This window comes from Agromyces tropicus (assembly GCF_039531345.1).
Classification (GTDB): Bacteria; Actinomycetota; Actinomycetes; order Actinomycetales; family Microbacteriaceae; genus Agromyces; species Agromyces tropicus.
This window is the reverse complement of the sequence record NZ_BAAAPW010000005.1, coordinates 327,458-348,929: the sequence shown is the minus strand read 5'-3', so window position 1 is coordinate 348,929 and position 21,472 is coordinate 327,458. Positions and strand designations below refer to the sequence as shown.

Annotated in this window: 18 protein-coding genes; 5 read left to right on the top strand and 13 right to left on the bottom strand. The window is 69.8% G+C overall.

The window, feature by feature from the left end:
* The first annotated feature begins 282 nt into the window (after positions 1 to 282).
* Complete coding sequence (locus tag ABD230_RS15895) at positions 283 to 1,506, top strand: MFS transporter (RefSeq protein ID WP_344376590.1); 1,224 nt, start codon at positions 283 to 285, stop codon at positions 1,504 to 1,506.
* A gap of 30 nt (positions 1,507 to 1,536) precedes the next feature.
* Here the strand turns inward: ABD230_RS15895 and cofC are convergent, their stop codons facing one another.
* Genes cofC through cofG form a run of 4 tightly spaced genes read right to left on the bottom strand, consistent with a single transcriptional unit; the run spans position 1,537 to position 7,113 of the window.
* Positions 1,537 to 2,259, bottom strand: a complete 723-nt coding sequence (cofC, locus tag ABD230_RS15890; protein WP_344376587.1) for a 2-phospho-L-lactate guanylyltransferase — start codon at positions 2,257 to 2,259, stop codon at positions 1,537 to 1,539.
* On the bottom strand, positions 2,256 to 3,278 hold the full coding sequence (gene fgd, locus ABD230_RS15885) for a glucose-6-phosphate dehydrogenase (coenzyme-F420) (RefSeq protein ID WP_344376584.1): 1,023 nt from the start codon (positions 3,276 to 3,278) through the stop codon (positions 2,256 to 2,258). Before fgd ends, cofC begins: the two co-directional genes overlap by 4 nt.
* Positions 3,275 to 4,750 (bottom strand): flavin-containing monooxygenase, encoded by a 1,476-nt coding sequence (locus tag ABD230_RS15880; RefSeq protein WP_344376582.1) that lies wholly within the window; start codon positions 4,748 to 4,750, stop codon positions 3,275 to 3,277. The genes fgd and ABD230_RS15880 overlap by 4 nt, the downstream gene beginning before the upstream one ends.
* Positions 4,747 to 7,113 carry a 7,8-didemethyl-8-hydroxy-5-deazariboflavin synthase CofG gene (gene cofG / locus ABD230_RS15875; RefSeq protein WP_344376581.1) on the bottom strand — a complete coding sequence of 789 codons (2,367 nt, stop codon included), beginning with the start codon at positions 7,111 to 7,113 and terminating at the stop codon, positions 4,747 to 4,749. Before cofG ends, ABD230_RS15880 begins: the two co-directional genes overlap by 4 nt.
* A 188-nt stretch (positions 7,114 to 7,301) precedes the next feature.
* Between cofG and ABD230_RS15870 the strand changes: the two genes are divergently transcribed.
* Entirely contained in the window at positions 7,302 to 8,087 is a 786-nt protein-coding gene (locus ABD230_RS15870; protein WP_344376579.1) for a GntR family transcriptional regulator, read from the top strand.
* 72 nt (positions 8,088 to 8,159) lie between these two features.
* Here the strand turns inward: ABD230_RS15870 and ABD230_RS15865 are convergent, their stop codons facing one another.
* From ABD230_RS15865 to ABD230_RS15845, 5 genes are all read right to left on the bottom strand, one after another.
* Positions 8,160 to 9,206 (bottom strand): ABC transporter permease, encoded by a 1,047-nt coding sequence (locus ABD230_RS15865; protein WP_344376577.1) that lies wholly within the window; start codon positions 9,204 to 9,206, stop codon positions 8,160 to 8,162.
* The gene (locus ABD230_RS15860; RefSeq protein WP_344376574.1) at positions 9,206 to 10,771 is read right to left on the bottom strand and encodes a sugar ABC transporter ATP-binding protein; all 1,566 of its coding nucleotides are present in this window, start codon (positions 10,769 to 10,771) and stop codon (positions 9,206 to 9,208) included. Before ABD230_RS15860 ends, ABD230_RS15865 begins: the two co-directional genes overlap by 1 nt.
* On the bottom strand, positions 10,768 to 11,790 hold the full coding sequence (locus ABD230_RS15855) for a sugar ABC transporter substrate-binding protein (RefSeq protein WP_344376572.1): 1,023 nt from the start codon (positions 11,788 to 11,790) through the stop codon (positions 10,768 to 10,770). The genes ABD230_RS15860 and ABD230_RS15855 overlap by 4 nt, the downstream gene beginning before the upstream one ends.
* Positions 11,791 to 11,898: 108 nt before the next feature.
* Positions 11,899 to 12,918 (bottom strand): zinc-dependent alcohol dehydrogenase, encoded by a 1,020-nt coding sequence (locus ABD230_RS15850; protein WP_344376569.1) that lies wholly within the window; start codon positions 12,916 to 12,918, stop codon positions 11,899 to 11,901.
* Positions 12,918 to 13,850: an aldo/keto reductase gene (locus ABD230_RS15845; protein ID WP_344376566.1), complete on the bottom strand. Its 933-nt coding sequence runs from the start codon at positions 13,848 to 13,850 to the stop codon at positions 12,918 to 12,920. The genes ABD230_RS15850 and ABD230_RS15845 overlap by 1 nt, the downstream gene beginning before the upstream one ends.
* Positions 13,851 to 14,014: 164 nt before the next feature.
* Between ABD230_RS15845 and ABD230_RS15840 the strand changes: the two genes are divergently transcribed.
* The 3 genes from ABD230_RS15840 to ABD230_RS15830 are packed head-to-tail and all read left to right on the top strand — an operon-like array spanning position 14,015 to position 17,490.
* A complete protein-coding gene (locus tag ABD230_RS15840; RefSeq protein WP_344376564.1) occupies positions 14,015 to 15,211 on the top strand; it encodes a Gfo/Idh/MocA family protein in 1,197 nt (398 codons plus the stop codon).
* Positions 15,208 to 16,233, top strand: a complete 1,026-nt coding sequence (locus ABD230_RS15835; protein WP_344376561.1) for a sugar phosphate isomerase/epimerase family protein — start codon at positions 15,208 to 15,210, stop codon at positions 16,231 to 16,233. The genes ABD230_RS15840 and ABD230_RS15835 overlap by 4 nt, the downstream gene beginning before the upstream one ends.
* Before the next feature lie 12 nt (positions 16,234 to 16,245).
* A complete protein-coding gene (locus ABD230_RS15830; protein WP_344376559.1) occupies positions 16,246 to 17,490 on the top strand; it encodes an MFS transporter in 1,245 nt (414 codons plus the stop codon).
* A gap of 40 nt (positions 17,491 to 17,530) precedes the next feature.
* Here ABD230_RS15830 and ABD230_RS15825 read toward each other — a convergent pair whose 3' ends face one another.
* From ABD230_RS15825 to ABD230_RS15810, 4 genes are all read right to left on the bottom strand, one after another.
* Positions 17,531 to 18,556, bottom strand: a complete 1,026-nt coding sequence (locus ABD230_RS15825) for a Gfo/Idh/MocA family oxidoreductase (protein WP_344376557.1) — start codon at positions 18,554 to 18,556, stop codon at positions 17,531 to 17,533.
* Positions 18,553 to 19,431 (bottom strand): sugar phosphate isomerase/epimerase family protein, encoded by an 879-nt coding sequence (locus tag ABD230_RS15820; protein WP_344376555.1) that lies wholly within the window; start codon positions 19,429 to 19,431, stop codon positions 18,553 to 18,555. The genes ABD230_RS15825 and ABD230_RS15820 overlap by 4 nt, the downstream gene beginning before the upstream one ends.
* A gap of 20 nt (positions 19,432 to 19,451) precedes the next feature.
* Positions 19,452 to 20,465: a Gfo/Idh/MocA family protein gene (locus ABD230_RS15815; protein ID WP_344376553.1), complete on the bottom strand. Its 1,014-nt coding sequence runs from the start codon at positions 20,463 to 20,465 to the stop codon at positions 19,452 to 19,454.
* Positions 20,466 to 20,526: 61 nt separating this feature from the next.
* Positions 20,527 to 21,471 (bottom strand): sugar phosphate isomerase/epimerase family protein, encoded by a 945-nt coding sequence (locus ABD230_RS15810; protein ID WP_344376905.1) that lies wholly within the window; start codon positions 21,469 to 21,471, stop codon positions 20,527 to 20,529.
* Position 21,472: the final 1 nt, after the last annotated feature.

The window sequence follows — 21,472 nt, the reverse complement described above, 5'->3', positions numbered from 1 at the left end:
GCGGTCATCGCCGTGCCTGTCGGTACGACATTATTTCATCCGCACCTCCCAGGCCGCCCCCCAGGCGGCGCGTCCGCGACGGAATCGCGAAGGACGGCGGCGGGATCGGCCGAGGTGTGCGGGATGCAGTTCGAATGTCTTTACAAGATCGTCCGATGGGCATTAGCGTGATGGCTTCGCATGCTGACGGCGGCGCGGACTCCGAGAACCGGTCCGGCCGCCGTCAGTTGCGTCGTCCCCGACCCCGGCTCGTCGAGTCGACCCTCACCTCTCGGAGCATCGATGCACGACATCCAGCGATTCCCCGCAGGGGCCCTCGTCCTCCTCGCCGCGGGGCTCTTCGTCGCCTCGACGAGCGAGTTCCTCCCCGTCGCGCTGCTCTCGACGATCGCCGAGGACCTCGGCGTGGGTGTCGGCGCGGTCGGGCAGCTGGTGACGGTCTTCGCGATCTCGCTCGTCGTGTTCAGCATTCCGCTCGCGTCTGCGACGCGGTTCCTGCCGCCGAAGCTGGTCCTCCTGGGTTCCATGGCCGGCATCGCGTGCTCCGCGATCCTCTCCGGATCCGCACCCGACTTCACCGTGCTGCTCATCGCGCGGGTGATCGGAGGGGCCATGCACGCCCTGTGCGCCGCGACGACCGTCGCGATGATGAGCTCGATCGTGCGGAAGGAGCACATGGGCCGTGCGGTGGCGATCACCACGGCCGGGGGGACGCTGACCTTCATCCTCGGCATCCCCGGGAGTGCGGCGCTCGGCGACCTCCTCGGGTGGCGCGCCGCCTTCCTCCTCTCGGCCGCCTCGCTCCTTGCCGTCGCGGCGGTCCTCGCGCGGCTGCTGCCCGCGATCGGCCCGTCGGTCGATGGCGACTCCCGCCCCGCGGCCCCCAGCTCGCGGGTCGGCTGGACGTGGTGGCTCCGTGACCCCGAGCTCCAGGTGCTCTTCGCGGTCAGCCTGCTCGCAGTGACCTCGATGGCCGGTCACTTCGCGCTCTACACGTACGTGAACCCGTGGATGACCCGAGCACTGGGGATCGCCGACCATTCGCTGCCCATCGTGCTGTTCATCTTCGGTGCCGCCTCCGGCCTCGGGCTGCTCATCGCCACGCCCCTCGCCGATCTCGCTCCCAGACGCGTCTTCGTCGCGTGCGCCGCACTCGTCGGCGTGGCCGTCGGCGCCCTTGCCATGGTCCCGGCGTCGACGGTCGTCGTGGTGCTCGCGATCGCCGTCTGGGGATTCGCCCAGGGCGGCATCCCCGGCATCCTCCAGGCCAAGCTCATGCGCACGGCCTCGCCGAGGAACCGGCACCTCGCCGGCGCCCTGCAGGCCATGGGAGGGAACGTCGGCGTCGCCCTGGGCAGCGTCGTCGGCGCACTGGTCGCCGGGTGGCAGGGGATCGCCGCGCTCCCATGGCTCCTCGTGAGTTGCTACGTGGCGATCCTGCTCGTGGTCGTCGTCGACGGCGCGACGTCGGCCAGACGAGGGCCCGCCGCGGAGTCGCCGGGCTGATCGACGAGGCCGCGTGGGCTCGTCCTCGGCTCAGGTCCACGCCGCCTCCGGCGCCGTCGAGAGCACGCCCGCGGTCCGGGGTCCGACGCCGCGTCGCCGGGCGGCCTCGAGATCGCGGCGGGTGTCCACATCGAATCGGAGCGTCGACCCCGGCTCGGTCGGCAGGTCGACATGGCCGAGTGCGAGGTGTCGCAGGTACGAATGACGGCCGTACGAACTGCGCCACTCGACATCGGCTCGGGCCGTGAGCAGGGTGGTACCGGACGTCGTGGCATCGGCGACGATGCCACGCTCGACGCGGATCGCGGCACGGAGCGCCCTCGCGAGGTCACGCGGTGCCAGGGAGGGGAGGTCGGCCAGCAGGGCGGCCCGATGGCAGCTCCTGCCGGCGACCTCGGCACCGCGGTCGACGGCCGCGATGAGTGCGGGCTCCGCCCCGTCTGCGGTCCGACCCGGCCGCGGATGCACGTCGATCAACAGCGGGTCCACGAATCGAGCCACCGAGGCCGCCTCCGAGGCGACGTCGACATCCTCCGTGACGACGATGATCCGATCGACGGCCGGACATCGTGAGACCGCCTCGATCGTGTCGACCGCCATCGCGCGGGACAGCGCTGCCCGGACCGGAACGGTCGTGCCGAGCCGGGTCTTCCCGAGGCTCGGCGGCTTCACCGGCATGATGACGGTCCAGTCCGGACTCGGGCGGCCCACCGGTCCCTCGCCGAGACGCGCAGTGATCGAGGGGGGACTCATCCGCCCCATCGCGTGCGCAGCCTGGGCAGGATCTCGTTCCCGTAGAGCCGGAGGAAGCGTTCCTGGTCGTGTCCGGGCCCGTGGAAGACGAGATGACGGAATCCGAGGTCGAGGTACTGCCCGATGCGATCGACGTGTTCGTCGGGATCGTCCGACACGATGAACCGCGACGCCGCCCGTTCGATCGGCAGCGCGTCGGCCAGACGCTGCATCTGGATCGGGTCGTCGACTTCGCGCTTCTCCTCCGCGCTGAGCGCGAGCGGGGCCCAGAACCGGGTGTCGTCCAGTGCACGGTGGCGGTCCGGATCGAACGAGACCTTGACCTCCATGAGCGTGTCGACGTCATCCGCTGAGCGACCGGCCCGCTCGATGCCGTCATGGAGCGCCGGGAGCAGGGTGTCGGTGTAGAGCGAGGGGTCCTTGCCAGACGTCGTGATGTATCCGTCCGCGATGCGTCCGGCGAGCCGTGTCGCCGCCGGGCCGGACGCGCCGATGTAGATCGGGACTCGCTGGTCCGCCGAGGGGCGATCGTAGATCGTCGCGGCGTGGGCGCGGTAGTACTGGCCTTCGAAGTCGACCCGCTCGTCCGCCCACAGCGCCTCGATGTACTGGATGGACTCCTTGAGCCGGGCGAATCGCTCCTTCATCTCCGGCCACTCCGCGCCGATCGTCACCTCGTTGAGCGCCTCGCCGGTGCCGACGCCCAGCACGACGCGGCCCGGGTACAGGACACCGAGCGTCGCGAACGCCTGGGCGATGACGGCGGGATGGTAGCGGAACAGGGGAGTCAGCACCGAGGTGCCCATGATGATGCGGGACGTCCGCTGCCCCAGCGCACCGAGCCAGGGAAGCGACGCGGGGGCATGACCGCCGTCGTGCACCCACGGTTGGAGGTGATCCGACACGAAGACGGAGTCGAATCCCATCTCCTCCGCGAGCACGGAGAAGTCGAGCAGCTGCGCCGGCGCGAACTGTTCGGCGGAGGCCTTGTATCCGAACCTGATTGGTGGGGTGCTCATCTGCTTCCTCTCGAGTGAGCGCGGGTCAGGGAGGCGATGTCCGCCCGAGCGAGTCGCTCGCGGAACATCTGGACGGTGCCCGGCCAGAGCAGCGTCAGTCGCCCGCTCCGATCGTCCACGTACCAGTTCCGGCATCCGCCGGTGATCCAGGGAGTCGGCGCCGACCGGTCTTCGATCTCGGCCGTGTAGGCGAGTTCCTGCTCGAGGTCGACCTCGACCGACGCGCCGGGAGCGCGATCGCGAGCCGCGAGGCACCGGACGACGAACTCGGCCTGCTCCTCCATCATCAGGACCGCGGAATTGTGGCCGAGAGACGCGTTCGGTCCGTTCAGGATGTAGAGGTCGGGGAAGCCCGAGACGAGGGTCGAGGCGAACGAGCGCATCCCCGTGGCCCAGTGGTCGTCGAGCGTCGTGCCATCGCTGCCGCGAACGAGTTGCGCGTACGGCTGTCGCGTGGTCTCGAAACCCGTGGCGAGCACGATCGCGTCCGCTTCGTGTCGAGTTCCGCCGGCGGCGACCAGGGTGCGGCCGCGGATGGCGTGGAGCGCCGTGGGCTCGAGGGCGACCTCGCCGGAATCGAGGGCGGGGTAGAAGTCGTCGGAGAGGAGGACCCGCTTGCAGCCGAAGGCGTAGTCGGGCGTGAGGTCCCTGCGGAGGTCCGGATCGGACACCTGCGCGGCCAGGTGGGCGAGCGCGATCTCGCGGGCCGCTCGCGCCGCGATCGCCTCGCCCGAACGGGCGGCGTAGCGTGCTTCACCCTCGAGGAAGAGCGATTGGCGGAGCTGCGCGATGGCTCCCGGGTCCGAGGCGAACGCCGCTCGCTCGCCCGCGTGGTACGCGCGATCCCCGCGGGGCATGATCCACGCCGGCGTCCGCTGGAAGAGCGTCACGTGCGCGCCGCGGCGGACCAGCTCGGGGACGAGCTGCACCGCGCTCGCACCCGTTCCGACGACGGCCATCCGCGTGCCCCGTACCTGAGCGGAGTGATCCCAACGAGCGGAGTGGAAGATGGGACCCGGGAAGGTCTCCAGGCCGTCGATCGCGGGCACCCGCGGCTCGCTCAGCCGTCCACACGCCAGGATCAGGCTGTCGGCCGTGATCCGGCGCGGAGCGGCACCGCCGACATCCAGCTGCCAGACTCCCTCCGCGCGCGCTGCACCGATCAGCGGAGAACGGAGTGCGAGGTGGTCGTGCAGGCCCTCGTCGCGCACGACGCGCCGAAGGTACGCCTGGATCTCGGGACCGCGGGCGTAGACACGCTCCCACGCGGGATTCGGATGGTTGGCGAAGCAGTAGAGGTGCGACGGCACGTCGCACGCGATCCCGGGGTAGGTGTTCTCCCGCCAGGTCCCGCCGATGTCCGCGCCCCGTTCGAGGATCGCGAACGACTCCCGTCCCTCACGGCGGAGGCGCATCGCCATGGCGATGCCCGCGAAGCCGGCGCCCACGATCGCGACCTCGACGTGGTTCACCGCAGGGCCGCCTTCCGTGCCGTCGGCGGCTCGCCGTAGTCCGTCGTCCGCTGCCGGAGAGGTCGGAACAGCTTCCGGGCGATGACCCGGGCGTCGTGGACCTGCATCTCACGGCCGAACTCGACGCCGGCCCTCGGCAGCACGCGACCGTCGAAGAGGGTTCCGCCGAGGTCGTCCGCACCGCACCTGAGGAGCTCTGCGGCCTCGTCGAATCCGACGCGTGTCCACGGCACCTGGATGTGCGCGATGCTCCCGACGAGCATGAGGCGGGACACGGCGAACATCGCCCGATGCTCGTCGATCAGCGCCCGACCCGGGACCAGTCGACCACCGCCTCCCGGGAGCGGGATCGGAACGAGCTCGGTGAATCCTCGGCCGCCGGCGGCGATCGCCTGAGCCTGCATCTGCGCGAGGCGGCGCAGGTGCGAGATGCGTTGGTCGGCGGTCTCGACGTGACCGTAGAAGATGACGGAAGAGGTCCGGAAGCCCAGTCGATGCGCACCGGCGACGATCTCGCTCCACCGCTCGATCGGAAGGTCGTCGGGTGCGATGCGCTCGCGGATCCGCTCGTCGAGGATCTTCACGCCCGTCCCGGGCAACGTGTCCACACCGGCATTGCGGAGCGCCACGAGCGCGCCCTCGAGGTCCAGGCCCGTTCGGACCGCGAAATCCGCGATGTCGTTCGGGCGGTAGGCGTGGAGGTGCAGCATCGGCTCGGCGCGCTTGATCTCATGCGCGATCTCGAGATATCCGGCAGGGTCCTCCTCCTGGCCCAGCGCACCCTGGACGCAGATCTCGGTTGCGCCGAGGTCGGAGGCGTCGTGGGCGATCGCCGCCACGTCGGAGAGCCGGAACGCTCCGTCCACGTCCGAGGACTCGGGTCCCAGACCGGAGGACGTCAGGTTCCGATTGACCACGAAACTGACCGCCTCGCCGACGGTGTACCGTCGGACGTCGTCGGCGGCCCGCGCCAGCGCATCGAGTCCGTCGCCGTCCGCACGAAGGAGTGTCGACCACTCCTCGTCGTCCACGGATTCAGGCTCGGCGACGGCCCGATCGACGAGGCGACGGAGCGCCTGCGCGGGTGCGCCGGCGCCGGTGCGAACCGCCGCACGGGGGGTCGGCGAGTCCGCGGTCCGCTCGGACCGGCGTCCATGAGCGGGATGCAGCGGGCTTCCGTCGGCCGCGAGCCTCGCGAGCCCGGTGTTCGGATCGGCGAGTCGCTGCACCGCATCGTGCAGGCGCTCGTCGATCCATTCCGACGACGCGCGGACGAACTCCGGCTGCGCGGTGAGCCGCTCGCGCAGCGTGTATCCGGTCTCCGCCGTCACGGCGGCCAGTTCGCCGAGATGCGGCCACGGGCGCTCGGGGTTGACGTGATCCGCAGTGAGCGGCGACACACCGCCCCAGTCGTCCGCACCCGCGCGGATCAGGAGGCGGACGTCGTCCGGATCGGTCAGGTTGGGCGGGACCTGGATGCGCATGTCGGGGCCGAGGACCAGTCGTGCGACGGCGATCGCGGCGAGGTACTCCTGCGTGGCCGCATCGGGGACGTCCCGCATCGCGGTGTGCGGCTTGGCGCGGAAGTTCTGGATGATGACCTCCTGCACGTGGCCGTGCCGGGCGTGGGCGTCGCGGATGGCGATCAACGATTCGGCTCGATCGCGGATCGTCTCGCCGATGCCGACGAGGATGCCGGTCGTGAACGGGATCTTCCTGCGGCCCGCCTCCTCGATGACCCCGAGCCGCACGGCCGGGTCCTTGTCCGGGGAGCCGTAGTGGACCTGGCCGCGCCGTTCGAACAGGTCGCGTGACGTCGTCTCGAGCATCATGCCCATCGAGGGTGCGACCCTGCGCAGTCGCGCGAGCTCGTCGGCGCTCATGACACCCGGATTCGCGTGCGCGAGCATGCCCGTCTCCGCGGTGACGAGCTCCGCCATCGCGGCGACGTAGTCGATGGTCGATGCGTATCCGTGGTCGTCCAGCCACGCGCGAGCCTCCGGCCATCGGTCCTCGGGACGGTCCCCGAGTGTGAGGAGCGCCTCCTTGCAGCCGAGTGCGGCACCCTGGGCCGCCACCGCGAGCACCTGGTCGGGTGACATGTACGCCGGCCGGTGCTTCTTCGCGAGCTGGGCGGGCGTGTCGACGAAGACGCAGTAGTGGCACCGGTCCCTGCAGAGCGTCGTGAGCGGGATGAACACCTTGCGGGAGTAGGTGACCGACTTCGAACGGCCTGCGGCGACGAGACCCTCGTCGCGGCAACGGGCGGCGCGAGCGAGCAGCTCGTCGAGTTCGCGACCCCGTGCGGAGAGCAGGCGTTCGGCTTCGTCCACGGCGAGGTGGGCGTGTACGCGCGATGACATCATTGTTCGGCCTACGGGTATTTGTGCGGACATTAGAACGTAAGAACTGAGTATACGTCCGGCGATCATGCGGCTGTCAAGCACTCGGGACAGGCGTCCGCGTCCCTTGACCTGGGTATTAGTACACACATTAGAATGTATCGACAATATGCGCATCGACGCGCTCGTCTCGTGGGGAGAGGGACCTCATGACATCCTCGACCGGTTCCGGACCGCACCGCGGAGCGGCGGTCCGGTCCAGCGATCTCCTCCTCGACCTCGACCGGGGCGGTCCGATGCCGATCTATCGACAGATCGCCCGACGACTCGAGGATGCGATCCGCTCGGCGACGCTCCTCCCCGGCGCGCTCCTCGAGGACGACGTGCACCTCAGTCGTCGGCTGGGACTGTCCAGGGCGACGGTCAGGCGCGCCATCCACCTGCTCGTCGACCAAGGGCTCGTGCGGCGGCAGCGCGGCGTCGGCACCGTGGTGGCCCACTGCACGGTCGCCCGCAGCATCGAGGTCGCGAGCCTGTACGACGACCTCGAGCGATCGGGGCGTGCGCCGGCGACCATGATCCTCTCGACCGAGATCTGCAAGGCGGATGCCACGATCGCCGTCGCGCTCGGCGTGGACGCCGGGAGCCGCATCCTCCGCATCAGACGCCTTCGCACGGCGGACCGCATCCCCATCGCGATCCTCGACAACGCCCTCCCGGCGAGGTTCGTCGACCTCGACCTGGGGGCCCTGGCCAGGCGGGGACTCTACGACCTGCTCCGCGGTCGTGGAGTCGAGGTCCACGAGACGAGGCAGCGGATCGGCGCGCGGACGGCGACGTCGACGGAGACCGAGTACCTCGGCGTGCCGCACGGGAGCGCGGTGCTCGCCCTCGAGCGCGCGGCGTTCGATCATGTCGGCGAGCCGATCGAATTCGGCCGCGTCTGCTACCGCCCCGACATCATGTCGTTCGAGATGACGCTCGCCGAGTGGTGACCGTCTTCCGCCCGAGACGAGCGAGGCGGTGGCCGGACGAGTCCGGCCACCGCCTCCGTGCTCCCGCGAGGATCAGCGACGCATCCTGGCGGGAATCAGCTTCGAGAACATCCCACGGACCTGGGGGCTCCCGATCAGCAGCGCGCCCAGGATGATCGCGCCGTACGTCGCGTCGATCCAGAACGACGGAACCGCGGACAGCACCAGGATGTTCTGGATCATGCCGAGCAGCAGCACGCCGGTCGCCGCTCCGATGATCGTGCCCTTCCCGCCGTCCAGGCTGATGCCGCCGATGACCGCCGCCGCGAACACCGTGAAGATGATGTTGTTGCCCTGGCTCGAGGTGACCGCCGCGATCCGCGCGGAGAGCATCAGGCCGGCGAAGGCCGCGACGACGCCGGAGAAGATGAACAGGCCGATGGTCATGCGGAGCGTGTTGATGCCCGCGGCCCTCGCCGCCTCCTTGTTGCCGCCCATCGCGTAGATCCTGCGCCCGGTCGGGGCGAAGCGCATGAAGACCGCGGCGATGGCGACGACGAGCACGAGGATCAGGACATCGACGGGGATGCCCAGGACGTTCGCGAACCCCAGCGCGGCCACGGCCGGCGGGAGGTCGGTGAACGTCTGGCCGCCGGAGATCCCGAGCGTGAAGCCCTGCAGGAGGATCAGCATCGCCAGCGTGACGATGAAGGCGTTCATGCCGAGCCGCCCGACCAGGAGCCCGTTCACGAGGCCGACGATGGCGCCGAGCACGAGCGCCGAGAGGATGGCGAGCCAGGGGTTCGAGACCACGCCGACGCCACCGTCGGTCGTGTAGAGCCAGACCATCAGCATCGGCGCCAGGCCGATCACCGACTGGGCTGACAGGTCGAAGTACCCGCCGATGAGCACGATGCTCTGCGCGACCACGGCCACGCCGAGCACGGCGGAGACGCTCAGGATGTTCGAGACGATGTTGTTCGGTGTCGCGAAGTTGGGGACGAACACGGCGCCGACGATGAACACGATCACGATGACCGGGATCAGCGCGAGGTCGCGGAGGATCTGACGCCACCGGCTGACCGGCTTCGGCGCGGCGGGGACCGTTTCGACGGTCTTCGTGAGGGCTGAGTAGGACATCATGACTCCGTTGTCTCGGGGTTCTCGAACGCGCCCTGGCTTTCGCCGAGGTCGCCTTGCACGGCGGCGGCGAGCACGTGCTCGGTCCACGGAGCCTCCAGCTCGCCGATGAGTCGGCCCCGGTACATGATCAGGACGCGGCTGCAGGGCTCGAACTCCGACTCGTCCGTCGAGACGATCAGGCACGCCGTTCGATCGGATGCGACGCGAGCCGCGATCGACTCGACGATCGATGCCTTCGCGGAGACGTCGACGCCGGCCGTGGGGTTCGCGAGCACGAGCACGTCCGGCTTCGACGCGAACGCCCGGGCGAGCGCCACCTTCTGCTGGTTGCCCCCGCTCAACTCCTTGGTGTACTGGTCGAACGAGGACTGCTTGATCTCCCAGGCACTCGAGAGATCCGCGTAGACGGCGCGCCGGGCCGACGGCCTGATCAGTCCGATCCGACTCGTGAGGCGGTTGAGGACGCTGATCGTGGCGTTCTCCTCGTTCGCCATCTCCGGAACGAATCCGCTCGCGTGCCGGTCCTCCGGAAGGAAGCCGATCCCGGCCCTGATGGCCCGCATCACGTCGCCTCGCGGCACCGGACGTCCTCGGACGCTGATGGCGCCCTGGTCGTACCGATCCAGGCCCGCGATCGCGCGAGCCGCCTCGAAGAGGCCCGAGCCCTCCAGCCCGACGAGTCCCACGCATTCGCCCGGCCTGATCTCGACGGAGAAGTCGGTGACCACGTCGTCGATCCCGAGACGCGAGACGGAGAGGATCGGGGCATCATCCGGGTCGGCCGGCTCGAGCGCCGGGACCTGGCTCTCACGTGCGGCCGCCTCCTCGCCGACCATCGCGTCGACGAGGTCCGGAACGCGCAGGCCCTCCAGCGAATCGGTCATCACGACGCGGCCGTCCCGGACGATCGTCACGGTCCGGCAGACCTCGAAGACCTCCTCGAGGTAGTGCGAGACGTAGATGATCGTGATGCCCTGTCGAGTGAGCTCGCTCATCCGATGGAAGAGCGTGCGGGTCGCATCCCCGTCGAGCCCGGCAGTGGGCTCGTCGAGGAGGAGGATGCGGGCGCCCGTGCCGAGCGCACGGCAGACCTCGACGATCTTCCGCTGCAACGGCTCGAGGTCTTCGACCAGGGCGTCGACGATGTCCTCGGCGCCCCATTCATCGAGGAGCGACCGGGCCTTCTCGCGCGCGGCCTTCCAGTCCACGAGGCCGGCCCGGTTCTTCGGGTAGGCGTCCAGGACGATGTTCTCCGCAGCCGTGAGATAGGGGACGAGCGTGCTCTTCTGGTACACGCAGGCGACCCGCTGGTCCGACCGCAGGCCGTCCTCCTCGCCGGCGGGGAAGGCGAGCGTGCCCTCCTCCGGCGTGAGGAGGCCGGTCACGACCGAGATGAGGGTGGACTTGCCCGCGCCGTTCCTGCCGAGCAGGGCTCGCACCTCACCCTCGGCCACCTCCATGCTGACGGAGTCGAGCGCGAGCGTGGTCCCGAATCGCTTCGTGATCCCCTCAAGGCGCAGCGCGGTCCGCTGCGTCTCCGGCCGCCCCTCGACGGTGGTCATTTCGCGTTCCCCCAGAGGATGTCGTCGTCCACGTTCTCGCTCGTGACGAGCGGAGCGGGGAGGAGGTCGGCCAGGCCGGTCTCGACCTCGATGATCTCGCTGTCGTGGTCGGTGGGCCCGGCTTGGAAGGTCTCGCCCGCGGCCGCCGCGATGGCGTACTTCACGGCCCACTCGCCGTAGAGGTTCGCCGGCTGCGAGACGGTCGCGTCCTGGTACCCGTCGCGGATGAGCTGCAGCGCATCGGGGGCGCCGTCGATGCCGACGAGCGTGATGTGGCCGTCCTCGCCGGTCGCGACCCAGCGGTCGAGCGAGGTCAGGACCTTCTGGACGCCCGGGATGAAGTAGTCGCTGGCCATGAAGATGCCGTCGACGTCCTGGGTGCTCACGACGGTCTGGACCGCGTCGGTCGCTCGGTCCATCTGCCAGTCGGTCGGCTTCTGCACCACGGTGATGTCGGGGAAGTTCTCCGCCATGCACTCCGAGAACCCGGTCGACCGGTCGAGGCCGTTGGCGGAGCTCAGTTCGCCCTGGAGCTCGAGCACCGTGCCGCTGCCCTCGAGCAGGCGGCCCATCTCCTCACAGCCCGTCCGTCCCATGCCCTCGTTGTCGGCACGGACCACCATCGCGACCTCGCCGCCACCGGGCGCCTGGTCGATCGAGATGACGGGGACGTTCTGCTGGTTCGCCTTGGTGATCGACGGCACGATCGCCTTCGCGTCGACCGGCGCCACGATGATGGCGCTCGGCGACTGCGTGAGCGTCGTCTGGATGTCCGTGGTCTGCTTGGCCGGGTCGGAGTCCGCGTTGGTGGGCGACATGATCGACGCGCCCTCCTCGTCGGCGAACTGCTCGGCGTAGTCGATCATGGCGAGCTGGAACGGGTCGGTCAGCTTCGCGACCGACATGCCGATGACGACGTCACCGTCTCCGTCCGAGCCGGAGGTCTGGCCGGTCGACGCGCACCCGGCCATCCCGATGCTGAGCAGCGCAGCGCTGCCGAGCACCGCGCCTCGCATCATCTGCTGTGACTTGCGAACTGGACTCACGTTGTCCTCTTCTCGGTTGGGGAGCCACTTCGCTCCATGACGACCAGTATCACCACGCCTTGTTCATATGTCAAGACATTGTCACACGGTCGAGTGATGATCACTGATCAGGTGCTTCACGGCCTCCGGCGACGAACGCATCGCGCTGAACGCCTCGTCCGCGTCAGCGACTGGAACGACCCCGCTGATCAGGGCGCTGACATCGACGCGCCCACGGGCGAGGAGCTCGATCGCGTCCCGGAACTCGCTGACGTAGATGAAGCTGCCGCGGATCGTGATCTCCTTGAAGAGGAGGTCGGCCGCATCGAATTCCGGTGGCCGACGGGAGTATCCGGTCACCGTCAGTACGCCGCGCGGCGCCAGTGCCTTCACCGCCTCGCCGACCAGTTGCGGCACGCCGGAGCATTCGAAGGCGAATCGGGGAGCGACCGCCGGGTCGGCGAAGGCCTCGCCGACCGGCGTGGAGTACGGATCCACCACGTCGGTGGCGCCCTGCGCCAGGGCCTTCTCCCGACGCGTCGGATTCGGCTCGATCACCGTGATCCTCGACGCGCCGGCCGCGCGGAGCACCGACGTGACCAGCAGGCCGATGGGGCCGCCGCCGAAGACGACGGCCTGCTCGCCGACCGGGATCCCGGAGTTGCGGACCGTCCGCAGCGCGACGGCGAGTGGTTCGACGAGCGCGCCGGCCGCGAGGTCGACCTGTTCGGGGAGTCGGTGCAGCGTCTGCGCGCGCACCGCAGCGTACGGGGCGAGTCCGCCGTCGCGAGCGAGGCCCACGACGGTGTCCCAGAGGTTCGCGCAGAGGTTCACCTCGCCGCGGACGCACGCCGCACAGCGTCCGCAGACGTCGCCGTTGGGGTTGACGACGACGCGGTCGCCCGCGCTGAAGCCCTCGACGTCTCGTCCCGTCCCGACGACCGTCCCGGAGAACTCGTGTCCCATGACGACGCCGACCCGGAAGTCCGGCTCGCCGGCGTGGAGGTCGCTCCCGCAGATCCCGCAGTACTCCACGCGGAGGAGGACCTCGTCGGCGGCCGGAACCGGCTCGGGCCGTTCCTCGACCCGCTCCCCGTCCGCGCCGAAGACGACGGCGAGCATCAGTTGTTCTCCTCGAGCCCCATCGGCCACGGGCGCTCCGCCACCGGGGGTCGGAGGGCCAGGAGGTCGGCGAGGAGGTCCTCGTCGATCGGCGTGTCGGCCGCGCGGATCGCCGACTGCAGGTGGCGCGACTTGCCGGCGCCGACGACCGTCGTCGCCGTCCCGGCCCGCTGGATGGCGTACTGGTTCGCGACGAACGCGATGTCGGTGCCCCGCTCGGACGCGAGCTCGACCATTGCCGCCGCGGCGCGCTGGACCGCCTCGGGGGCGGGGTGGTCGATCTCGATCTTCGAGCCGCCCGGCGTCAGCAGGCCCAGTGAGACCGCTGCGGCGTTCATGAGCCCGACGCCGCGCTCCTCGGCGATGGGCAGCAGGACCGTCCGGATGGAGTCGTCGAGGAGCGTGCCCTTGGCGTACGTGAGCACGACGTCCACATCCGTCTCCTCCATCACGCGGGAGAAGGTCTTGAGGGGGTATCCGGTCATGCCGATGAATCGGCACTTGCCCTCCTCCTTGAGCCGCACGAGTTCGTCGTAGGCATCGGTCAGCACCGGCCCGAGCGGGACGAACTCGATGTCGTGCAGTTGGAGGATGTCGACGTGGTCCGTCCTCAGGAGGCGCAGGCTCTCCTCGAGGCTCCGTCGGATGCGCGAGGGTGAGAAGTCGAAGTCCGAGAACCCGTATCGTCCGGCCTTCGTGGCGAGGACGACCTTGTCCCGTCGACCGTCGGTCAGGGCCTTCCCGAGTCGCTCCTCCGCGCTTCCGTAGTACGGGGAGGTGTCGATGAGGTTGATGCCGCTGTCCACGGCCTCATGGACGAGTCGGATGCCGTCGGATTCGTCGAGCGGTCCGAACAGCTCGCCCAGCGAGCCGGTTCCGAAGGCGACGGCCGAGACGTCCAGCCCGGTCGCGCCGAGACGGCGGAATTCCATGGTGCTCCTCCTTGAGTTCCCGGACGATGGCGGGTGCCGAGATGGACAATCACCGGCCGTCCGTTATTTGACAGGACAATAGGTCTTTTATAGCATCCGAGTATCAGGAGCCGCCAACGGCCACTGCCGGACCGGACAGGTCCCCGTTTCAAAGGAGAACACCCATGGCATCGAGTCTCGGCGTCGCAGTCATCGGCGCTGGCATGGCCGGGAAGGCCCACGCGGCGGCCTATCGGATGGCATCGGCCCTCTACGAGCCCGTGCTGCCCGAGATCCGTCTCGTCTCGATCGGGGACGTGAACCCCGAGTTCGGACGCGCGGCCGCGCGGCGGTTCGGCTATCAGCGCCACGACAGCTCATGGCAGGCGATCGCCGAAGCCGACGACATCGACGTGGTGAGTGTGGTCATCGCCAATTCCCTCCACCGGGAGGTCGTCGAAGGGCTCCTCGCAGCCGGCAAGCACGTCCTCTGCGAGAAGCCGCTGAGCGACACCCTCGCGGACGCGCGCGCGATGGCACAGGCGGCGCACGAGGCCGACACGATCGCGCGGATCGGCTTCAGCTTCCGTCGTGCACCCGGAATCGCCTTCATCCGCCAGCTCGTCCAGTCCGGAGAGCTCGGAGAGGTGCTCCACTTCAGCGGCCGGTACTGGGCCGACTACGCGAGCAACCCCAACGGGCCGATCAGCTGGCGCTACAAGGGCGGTCCGGGATCCGGCGCGCTCGCGGACATCGGGAGCCACCTGGCCTACGTCGCCGAGTTCGTGTGCGGCGATGTCGAGTCGGTGAGCGGCGGACGACTGAGCACGGCCATCACGAAGCGGCCCAAGCCGCTCGGTGCAACGCTCGGGCACACGCAGGTCGCCGTCAGCGACGAGTTCGAGGCGGTCGAGAACGACGACTACGCCGCATTCTCCGCGACGTTCGAGCACGGTGTCGGAGCGCTCGAGGTGTCGCGGGTCGCGGCCGGTCACCCGACGAGCCTCATCTTCGAGGTCTTCTGCTCCAAGGGCGCCGCCCGTTGGGACCAGCGGTACCCCGCCCAGATCGAGCTCATGCTCAACGAGGGCCCCGCCGCGACCAACGGCTACCGGCAGATCCAGCTCGGTCCGGACCACCCCTACCTCGCAGGCGGCCTGCCCATGGACGCCCCCGGCGTGAGCTTCGGCCAGAACGAGCTCTTCCTGCACCAGGCGCGCGCGTTCCTCGAGGAGGTCGCCGGCGTGCCCGAGTCGGAGTCGCTGCCGCGATGCGCCAGCTTCGACGAGGGCGTCCACAACATGGAGTTCCTGGCCGCCGTCGTCGAGTCGGCCCAGGCCGGCGGCGCGTCGGTCGACGTCCGCACGGAGGTCTTCGCATGAGACTCGGCGTCTACAACGCGATCCTGCACGACCGCTCGCTCCCGGAGGCGATCGAGGTCGTCGCCGGCCTCGGCCTCACCGGAATCGAACTCAACTCGGGCGGGTTCCTTCCGTCGGTGCACATCCCCACGTTCGACGACATCCTCGAGTCGGATGCCGCGCGTGACGACTTCCTCGGCCTGTTCGAGGGAACCGGGGTCGGCGTCGCGGGCCTGAACGCGAACGGAAACCCCATGCACCCCAATCCGACGATCGGGGACGCGCACGCCGAGGACGTCCGGCGGAGCATCCGTCTCGCGAGTCGCCTCGGGCAGCACCGCGTGGTCACCATGTCGGGACTCCCCGGCGGTGAGCCCGGGTCGACCCGGCCGAACTGGATCGTCAACGCCTGGAACAGCGGAGCGCTGGACGTGCTCGACTACCAGTGGACGATCGCGGCCGACTTCTGGCGCGAGATCGACCGCCTGGCCCGCGATCACGACGTGAAGGTCGCCCTCGAGCTGCACCCGCAGAACCTCGTCTTCAACTCGCGGGACATCCGGAAGCTCGTCGACCTGGCGGGTTCCACGAACCTCGGCGTCGAACTCGACGCCTCGCACCTGTTCTGGCAGCAGATGGATCCGGTCGCGGTCGTCCGCGACCTCGGTCCGCTCGTCGTCCACGCTGCGGCGAAGGACGTGAGGGTCAATCCCGAGCATGCGGCCCTCTACGGCGTGCTCGACAACGGCTTCCGGAGGCTCTCGCCGGAGGAGCCCAGGGTCAACCTGGGCGGCGACGAGTGGGCGAACGAGTGGCCCAAGGACTCGGCATGGGACTTCGTCGCGCTCGGCAAGGGTCACGACGTGGACTACTGGACGGAGTTCCTGACGGCACTGCACGAGGTCGACCCCGACATGCTCGTGAACATCGAGCACGAGGACGTCTCGCTCGGACGCATCGAGGGCCTCGAGGTGGCATCCGCCGTCCTGCTCGAGGCGGACTCCCGCCTCCAGGCCGCGCTCGAGCCGGTACGGACGAGCTGAGTGCGCGTGCCCATGAGCACCGCAACTCACGGGCACGCCGCCGCGCAGGTCGTCCGGGGTGTCGGCGGTGGCCGTCTGACGCCACGTCGCGCCGCGGCCACCCTCGGCGCGATCGCCTTCGCGTATGCCGTCGTGATGGCGGGGACCACCCTCCCGACGAGCCTGTATCCCGCCCTGCAACGGGCATTCGGGCTCAGCACGGCGGCGTCGACGCAGCTCTTCGCAATCTATGCGGTGACCGTGCTCGCGGGGCTGATCGCCTTCGGCTCGATCTCGGATCGTGTCGGTCGGCGACCGGTCCTCTACCTGGGCCTGTCCGCCGCGATCGCGAGCGGGATCCTCTACGCGACGGCGAGCTCGATCCCCCTCCTCTTCGTCGCCCGGGCGATGTCCGGTGTCAGCGCGGCACTCGTCACCGGGACCGCGACGGCGTTCCTCGTGGACAGTGCGTCCCGGCCGCGGTTGGGCGCGTCGGTGGCGAGCGCGGCGAACATGCTCGGGCTCGGGCTCGGGCCGATCCTCGCGGCGGTCGTCGCCGCTCGGTTCCCGGAGCAGGTCGTGTCGGCGCCGTTCGTGGTGCACGCCGGGCTGAGCGCGATCGCATGCCTCGCGCTGCTCGCGGCGGCGGAGCGGCCGAGGCGTCTCCACCGTCGACGGTTCGAGATCCTCCTTCCGGCGGTTCCGCGGTCGGCGTTGCCCCGATTCCTCCGCGCGTCCGCCGCATCCGTCGGTTTCGTCATCATGGGGGCGTGCACGGCGATCTCGGCGATCCTGCTCACGGCGGTGAACGGCCGACCGGACATCATCGTCGTCGGCGCGGTCGGTTCGACGATCTTCCTGGCCACTGCGGCCGGCCAGCTCGTCGGAGCACGATCCGGGGCTCGGTGGCGTGAGCTGGGGTTCCTCGCCATCGTCTTGGGACTCGTCGGAATCGGCTCGGCGGCGCTGGTGCCGCCGTCGCTCTCGATCGCGGTGCTCGTGGGCGGACTCTCGCTGGCCGGTGTCGGGCACGGCGTGCTCTTCCCGCGGGCGCTCGCACTCACCATCGCCGACGTCGCGCCCGATCGACGTGCCCGGGCGAGCGCCGCATACTGGTGCGTCGCCTACGCCTTCACGGCGGTGGGAGCCGTCGCCGTGGGAGGACTCTGCGCGCTGTGGGGTGAGCGCACCGGGGTCCCCGTCTACGCCGGAGCGATGCTCGTCGTGTCGACCGCCGCCGGCATCGCGACACGAGGACTCCGGGCCGAGGCCGGCTGATCAGGCCGCTCGCTGCACCCCTTCCGGTCGCTGCGTCGTCTCAGGCGCGAGGAGCGACCCACTCCCCGGTCCGGTCGCTCTCGACGGCGGCCTCGAGGACCGCCAGGGTCGAGATCGCACCGGCGATCGGGACGGGCAGTGTGGACCCGTCGCGGAGGGCATCGATCGTGCCGCGGTAGAAGGCGCTCCAGTCGCCGCGTTCCCGGCTCACCGCGGCCCGCGTGCCATCGGTGCGATGCAGGACTCCCGCTCGATCCGGCGGCTCGACACCCCATGCGGAGTCCCGTGGGGACAGGCCCGCCAGCGTGTGCTCGGTCTGCACGTCGAGCCCGTCGAGCACGAGCGTGCCCTCGGAACCCGTCAGCCGGAAGCGCGGGTACTCCGCAGCCTGCGTGCAGCTGGCGGTCACGCGGGTCCGCAGCCCCGACCGATGCTCGAGGACGAGCAGGTAGCCCGTCTCGAGAGGGAGCCCGGACGCCCGGTCGATCACGGCGAGCACGCGCGAGACCGGTCCGAACACCTCACGCAGCTGGTCCACGAGATGGCTTCCGACGTCGAGCAGGTGCCCGCCCCCGCTCGACCGTTCCGCGGCCCACGGCTCCCAGCGCTCCAGGTTCGAATCGCAGCCGCGGACCTCGCCGACGAGACCATCCTCGACGGCGCGGGCGAGCGTGAGGGCTTCGGAGTCCCATCTCCGGTTGTGGAACACCGTGAGGGGGACATCGCGGGCGGCGGCGTACTCCGCGAGGGCGATCCCCTCGTCGAGCGTCGAGGCGAAGGGCTTGTCGCTGACGACGGCGACGCCCGCGTCGAGCAGTTCGCGCACGACCGGGCCCCGCGCCTCCGGCGGGATCGAGACGCTCACGAGGTCCACGCCGCCGGCGATGAGCTCGGTCACCGAGTCGAGCGCAGGCGGTGCTGCGGCGCCGAGATCGTCGGCCAGCTCCGACCGCCGCGCCCGAGACCGCGTGACGACGCCGGTGAAACTCACGCCCACGAGCGCCGCGATGAGCGGTGCATGGAAGCGACGCCCGCCGAAGCCGTACCCGACGAGACCGATCCTCATGCGCGCGCGGATCCGATGAGGGAGCGGAGGCGCTCGAGCTGGAACCGCGAGACCTGATCGGCGGCCTCGTCCTCTGCGAAGACGTTCGAGACGATCAGGGCGTCATCCCGGTCGAGGTAGCCCGTCGTCGAGAGCACTGCGAACAGCTCGGTCCAGTCGACGTCCCCGTCCCCGATGCGCAGGTGCTGGTGCACCCGGGCGGTGTTGCCCGGCGGGTTCGAGATGTACCGCAATCCGTGCGAGCGCGTGTGGTCGAAGGTGTCGGCGGCGTAGACCGCGCCGAGGCGGTCGCCGAGCTCGGGGATGAGCGAGGTCGCCCGGTCGCCGTAGTGGAAGGTGTGCGATGCCACGTACACGAACCCGACCGACGCCGAGTTCAGTCCGCGCAGAACGCGCCAGGCCTCCAGCCCGTCCTCGACGAAGTCGTCGGGATGCGGGTCGACGTTCAGGCGGAGGCCCTCCTGCTCGATGCGCGGAAGGATCGTCTCCATCGAGCGGTAGAACGCATCCTCCGAATCCTCCGATCGCTCGGGACGCCCGCTGAACTCCGTGTTGATCACCGGGACCCCCAGTTCCACGGCGAGCTCGATCACCCGCAGGAAGTTCCGTACGGCGGCGATGCGCTGCGGCTCGTCGGGCCACGAGATCCGGTGCACGGGGAGGATGGCGGGGATCCGGACGCCGGCGTCGGCGGCCCGTTTCTTCAGCGCCGCGACCAGCGCGTCATCCGCCTTGGGGTGCCGGAAGAACGGCGTGAAATCGACGTGCGGCGTCAACTGCATGGCGTCGTAGCCGAGTCGGGCCGCGACGTCGGGGAACTCGAGCAGCCCGTGGTCGTGGTGGAAGGGCGTGGGGTCCAATGCGATCGTGACCATCTGGTCGTCTCCGTTTCGGTTCAGGCGTAGAACGAGGGTCGGTCGGGGAGTTCGACGGGGATCACGCCGCCGGCGAGGGCTTCGACCCCGGCCTCGCAGGCGACGGCGACGCGGTAGCCGTCCCAGGCGTTCGGCCCATCGATCGTGCCGTGTGCCACGGCGTCGACCCAGCGCTGGATCTGGGCGTCGTACGCCGCCGCGAACCGAGTGGTGAAGCTCCGATTCTCGGCGATCGAGAACGTGCCGGCGCGCCAGGTCTGCAGTCCCGAGGGCTGCCCGATACGAGCGATCGACGACTCGAAGACGGCCTCCGTCGTCACCTGGTAGCCGAATCCGACGCTCACGTTCATCTCGACGTCGACGAACACACCGCTCGCGAGCTCCATGAGTACGAGGATCGGTTCGTCCAGGTGCTCGGGAGACCGGGGATTGCGCCGGGGATGCTTCACCTCGATCGAGCGGATGTCGCTGCCCGCGAGCCAGGGCACGACATCGAACTCGTGGACGACCGAATCGTCGATGAGCATCTGCTGCGTGTAGGTCGCCGGTACGCTCGGGTTGCGGTGCACGCAACGGAGCATGAGGAGCTCGCCGGCCTCACCGGAGTCGATGAGCCGCTTGAGCTCCTGGTACTCGGTGTCGAACCGGCGCATGAATCCCACCTGGATGTGCGGGCGGTCGAGTTCCTGCTCGGCCTCGAGCACGCGCCGGGCCGACTGCGAATCGGGCGTCAGGGGCTTCTCGCACAGGATCGGCAGGCCGGCCGCGAGTGCCGGCATCAGGACGGGCTCGTGGAATCGACCGGGCGTGGCGATGAGGACCGCGTCGACCGCCGAGGCGTCGATGGCATCCTCGATGTCGGCGAACGCACGCGAGCCGGGCGCCGCGGCGGTCGCGGCCTCTGCGCGTGCGGCGTCCGGCTCGACCACGGCCGAGACGACGGCGCCGCTGATCCGATGCGTGATGCGCGCGACGTGGTCGGCGCCCATGAGTCCGGCGCCGACGACGCCGATGCGGAGATCGGTACTGCTCATGGTGGAGGTTCCTTCGGTGGTCGGGCCCGGGGCCATGCGCCGCGGATCGCGCGTGACGGGTTCAGCTGACACGGACGGCTCCCGTCGAGGCGAAGATGTGCTCGCGCGTGCGTTCGGCGATCGGGAACGGGTGATCGACGGGGCAGCCGTACATGTCCTGCTCGACGATGCCGAAGATGTCCGGGTCGATCCGGGCGACTCGCTCGATGATGGGCGCGAGGGGCGGGACGCCGAGTGGAGGTTCGACCATGATCCCGTCGGCCACTGCGCCGGCGAACGGCACATCGCCCTTGAGCACGTCGCAGAGCAGGTCGGGGTCGACCTGCTTGAGGTGCAGGTACCCGATCCGCTCGGGGAAGGCCTCGATGAGTCGCAGGCTGTCCCCGCCGTAGTAGGCGAAGTGGCCGGTGTCGAGGCAGAGGTTCGCGTACGCGGGATCCGTCTCGTGCAGGAAGCGCTCGACCTCGCGATAGGTGCCCACGTGGCTGTCGGCGTGCGAGTGGAACTGCTGCCGGACGCCGAACTCCTCGAGCAGTGCCCTGCCGAGCCGATCGTGACCGGCGGCCAGACGCCCCCACTGCTCGGCGTCGAGCGTGCGCGGTTCCAGTACCTCGTGCGTCGCGTCGCTGCGCCACAGGTCGGGGATGACCACGAGGTGCTCCGCGCCGAGCGCGGAGGCGAGTCCCGCGACGGCGAGCGCCTGGTCCCACGCGCGCCGCCACTGGTCGTCCCCCCTGTGGAACCCTGTGAACACGGTGCCCGCGGCGAGCCTCAACCCGCGTGAGGCGAGCTCGTCGGAGAGATGCTCCGGATCGGTCGGCAGATAGCCGTACGGTCCGAGCTCGATCCACGTGTAGCCCGAGGCGGCGGCCTCGTCGAGGAACCGATGCCACGGCACCTGCTCCGGGTCGTCGGCGAACCATACGCCCCATGAGTCGGGTGCGGTGCCGATGCGGATCCCGTCGACCACGTCGTCTCTCCTCTCCGTCCGTCCGCACGACGTCATG

Bases quoted from the DNA above. Each gene is read 5' to 3' on its own strand.
- ABD230_RS15810 (WP_344376905.1), bottom strand. From the start codon at position 21,471: ATGACGTCGTGCGGACGGACGGAGAGGAGAGACGACGTGGTCGACGGG.
- ABD230_RS15835 (WP_344376561.1), top strand. From the start codon at position 15,208: ATGAGACTCGGCGTCTACAACGCGATCCTGCACGACCGCTCGCTCCCG.
- ABD230_RS15820 (WP_344376555.1), bottom strand. From the start codon at position 19,431: ATGGTCACGATCGCATTGGACCCCACGCCCTTCCACCACGACCACGGG.
- ABD230_RS15840 (WP_344376564.1), top strand. From the start codon at position 14,015: ATGGCATCGAGTCTCGGCGTCGCAGTCATCGGCGCTGGCATGGCCGGG.
- ABD230_RS15860 (WP_344376574.1), bottom strand. From the start codon at position 10,771: ATGACCACCGTCGAGGGGCGGCCGGAGACGCAGCGGACCGCGCTGCGC.
- cofC (WP_344376587.1), bottom strand. From the start codon at position 2,259: ATGAGTCCCCCCTCGATCACTGCGCGTCTCGGCGAGGGACCGGTGGGC.
- ABD230_RS15825 (WP_344376557.1), bottom strand. From the start codon at position 18,556: ATGAGGATCGGTCTCGTCGGGTACGGCTTCGGCGGGCGTCGCTTCCAT.
- ABD230_RS15830 (WP_344376559.1), top strand. From the start codon at position 16,246: ATGAGCACCGCAACTCACGGGCACGCCGCCGCGCAGGTCGTCCGGGGT.
- fgd (WP_344376584.1), bottom strand. From the start codon at position 3,278: ATGAGCACCCCACCAATCAGGTTCGGATACAAGGCCTCCGCCGAACAG.
- ABD230_RS15870 (WP_344376579.1), top strand. From the start codon at position 7,302: ATGACATCCTCGACCGGTTCCGGACCGCACCGCGGAGCGGCGGTCCGG.
- cofG (WP_344376581.1), bottom strand. From the start codon at position 7,113: ATGTCATCGCGCGTACACGCCCACCTCGCCGTGGACGAAGCCGAACGC.
- ABD230_RS15815 (WP_344376553.1), bottom strand. From the start codon at position 20,465: ATGAGCAGTACCGATCTCCGCATCGGCGTCGTCGGCGCCGGACTCATG.
- ABD230_RS15850 (WP_344376569.1), bottom strand. From the start codon at position 12,918: ATGCTCGCCGTCGTCTTCGGCGCGGACGGGGAGCGGGTCGAGGAACGG.
- ABD230_RS15845 (WP_344376566.1), bottom strand. From the start codon at position 13,850: ATGGAATTCCGCCGTCTCGGCGCGACCGGGCTGGACGTCTCGGCCGTC.
- ABD230_RS15855 (WP_344376572.1), bottom strand. From the start codon at position 11,790: ATGATGCGAGGCGCGGTGCTCGGCAGCGCTGCGCTGCTCAGCATCGGG.
- ABD230_RS15865 (WP_344376577.1), bottom strand. From the start codon at position 9,206: ATGTCCTACTCAGCCCTCACGAAGACCGTCGAAACGGTCCCCGCCGCG.
- ABD230_RS15895 (WP_344376590.1), top strand. From the start codon at position 283: ATGCACGACATCCAGCGATTCCCCGCAGGGGCCCTCGTCCTCCTCGCC.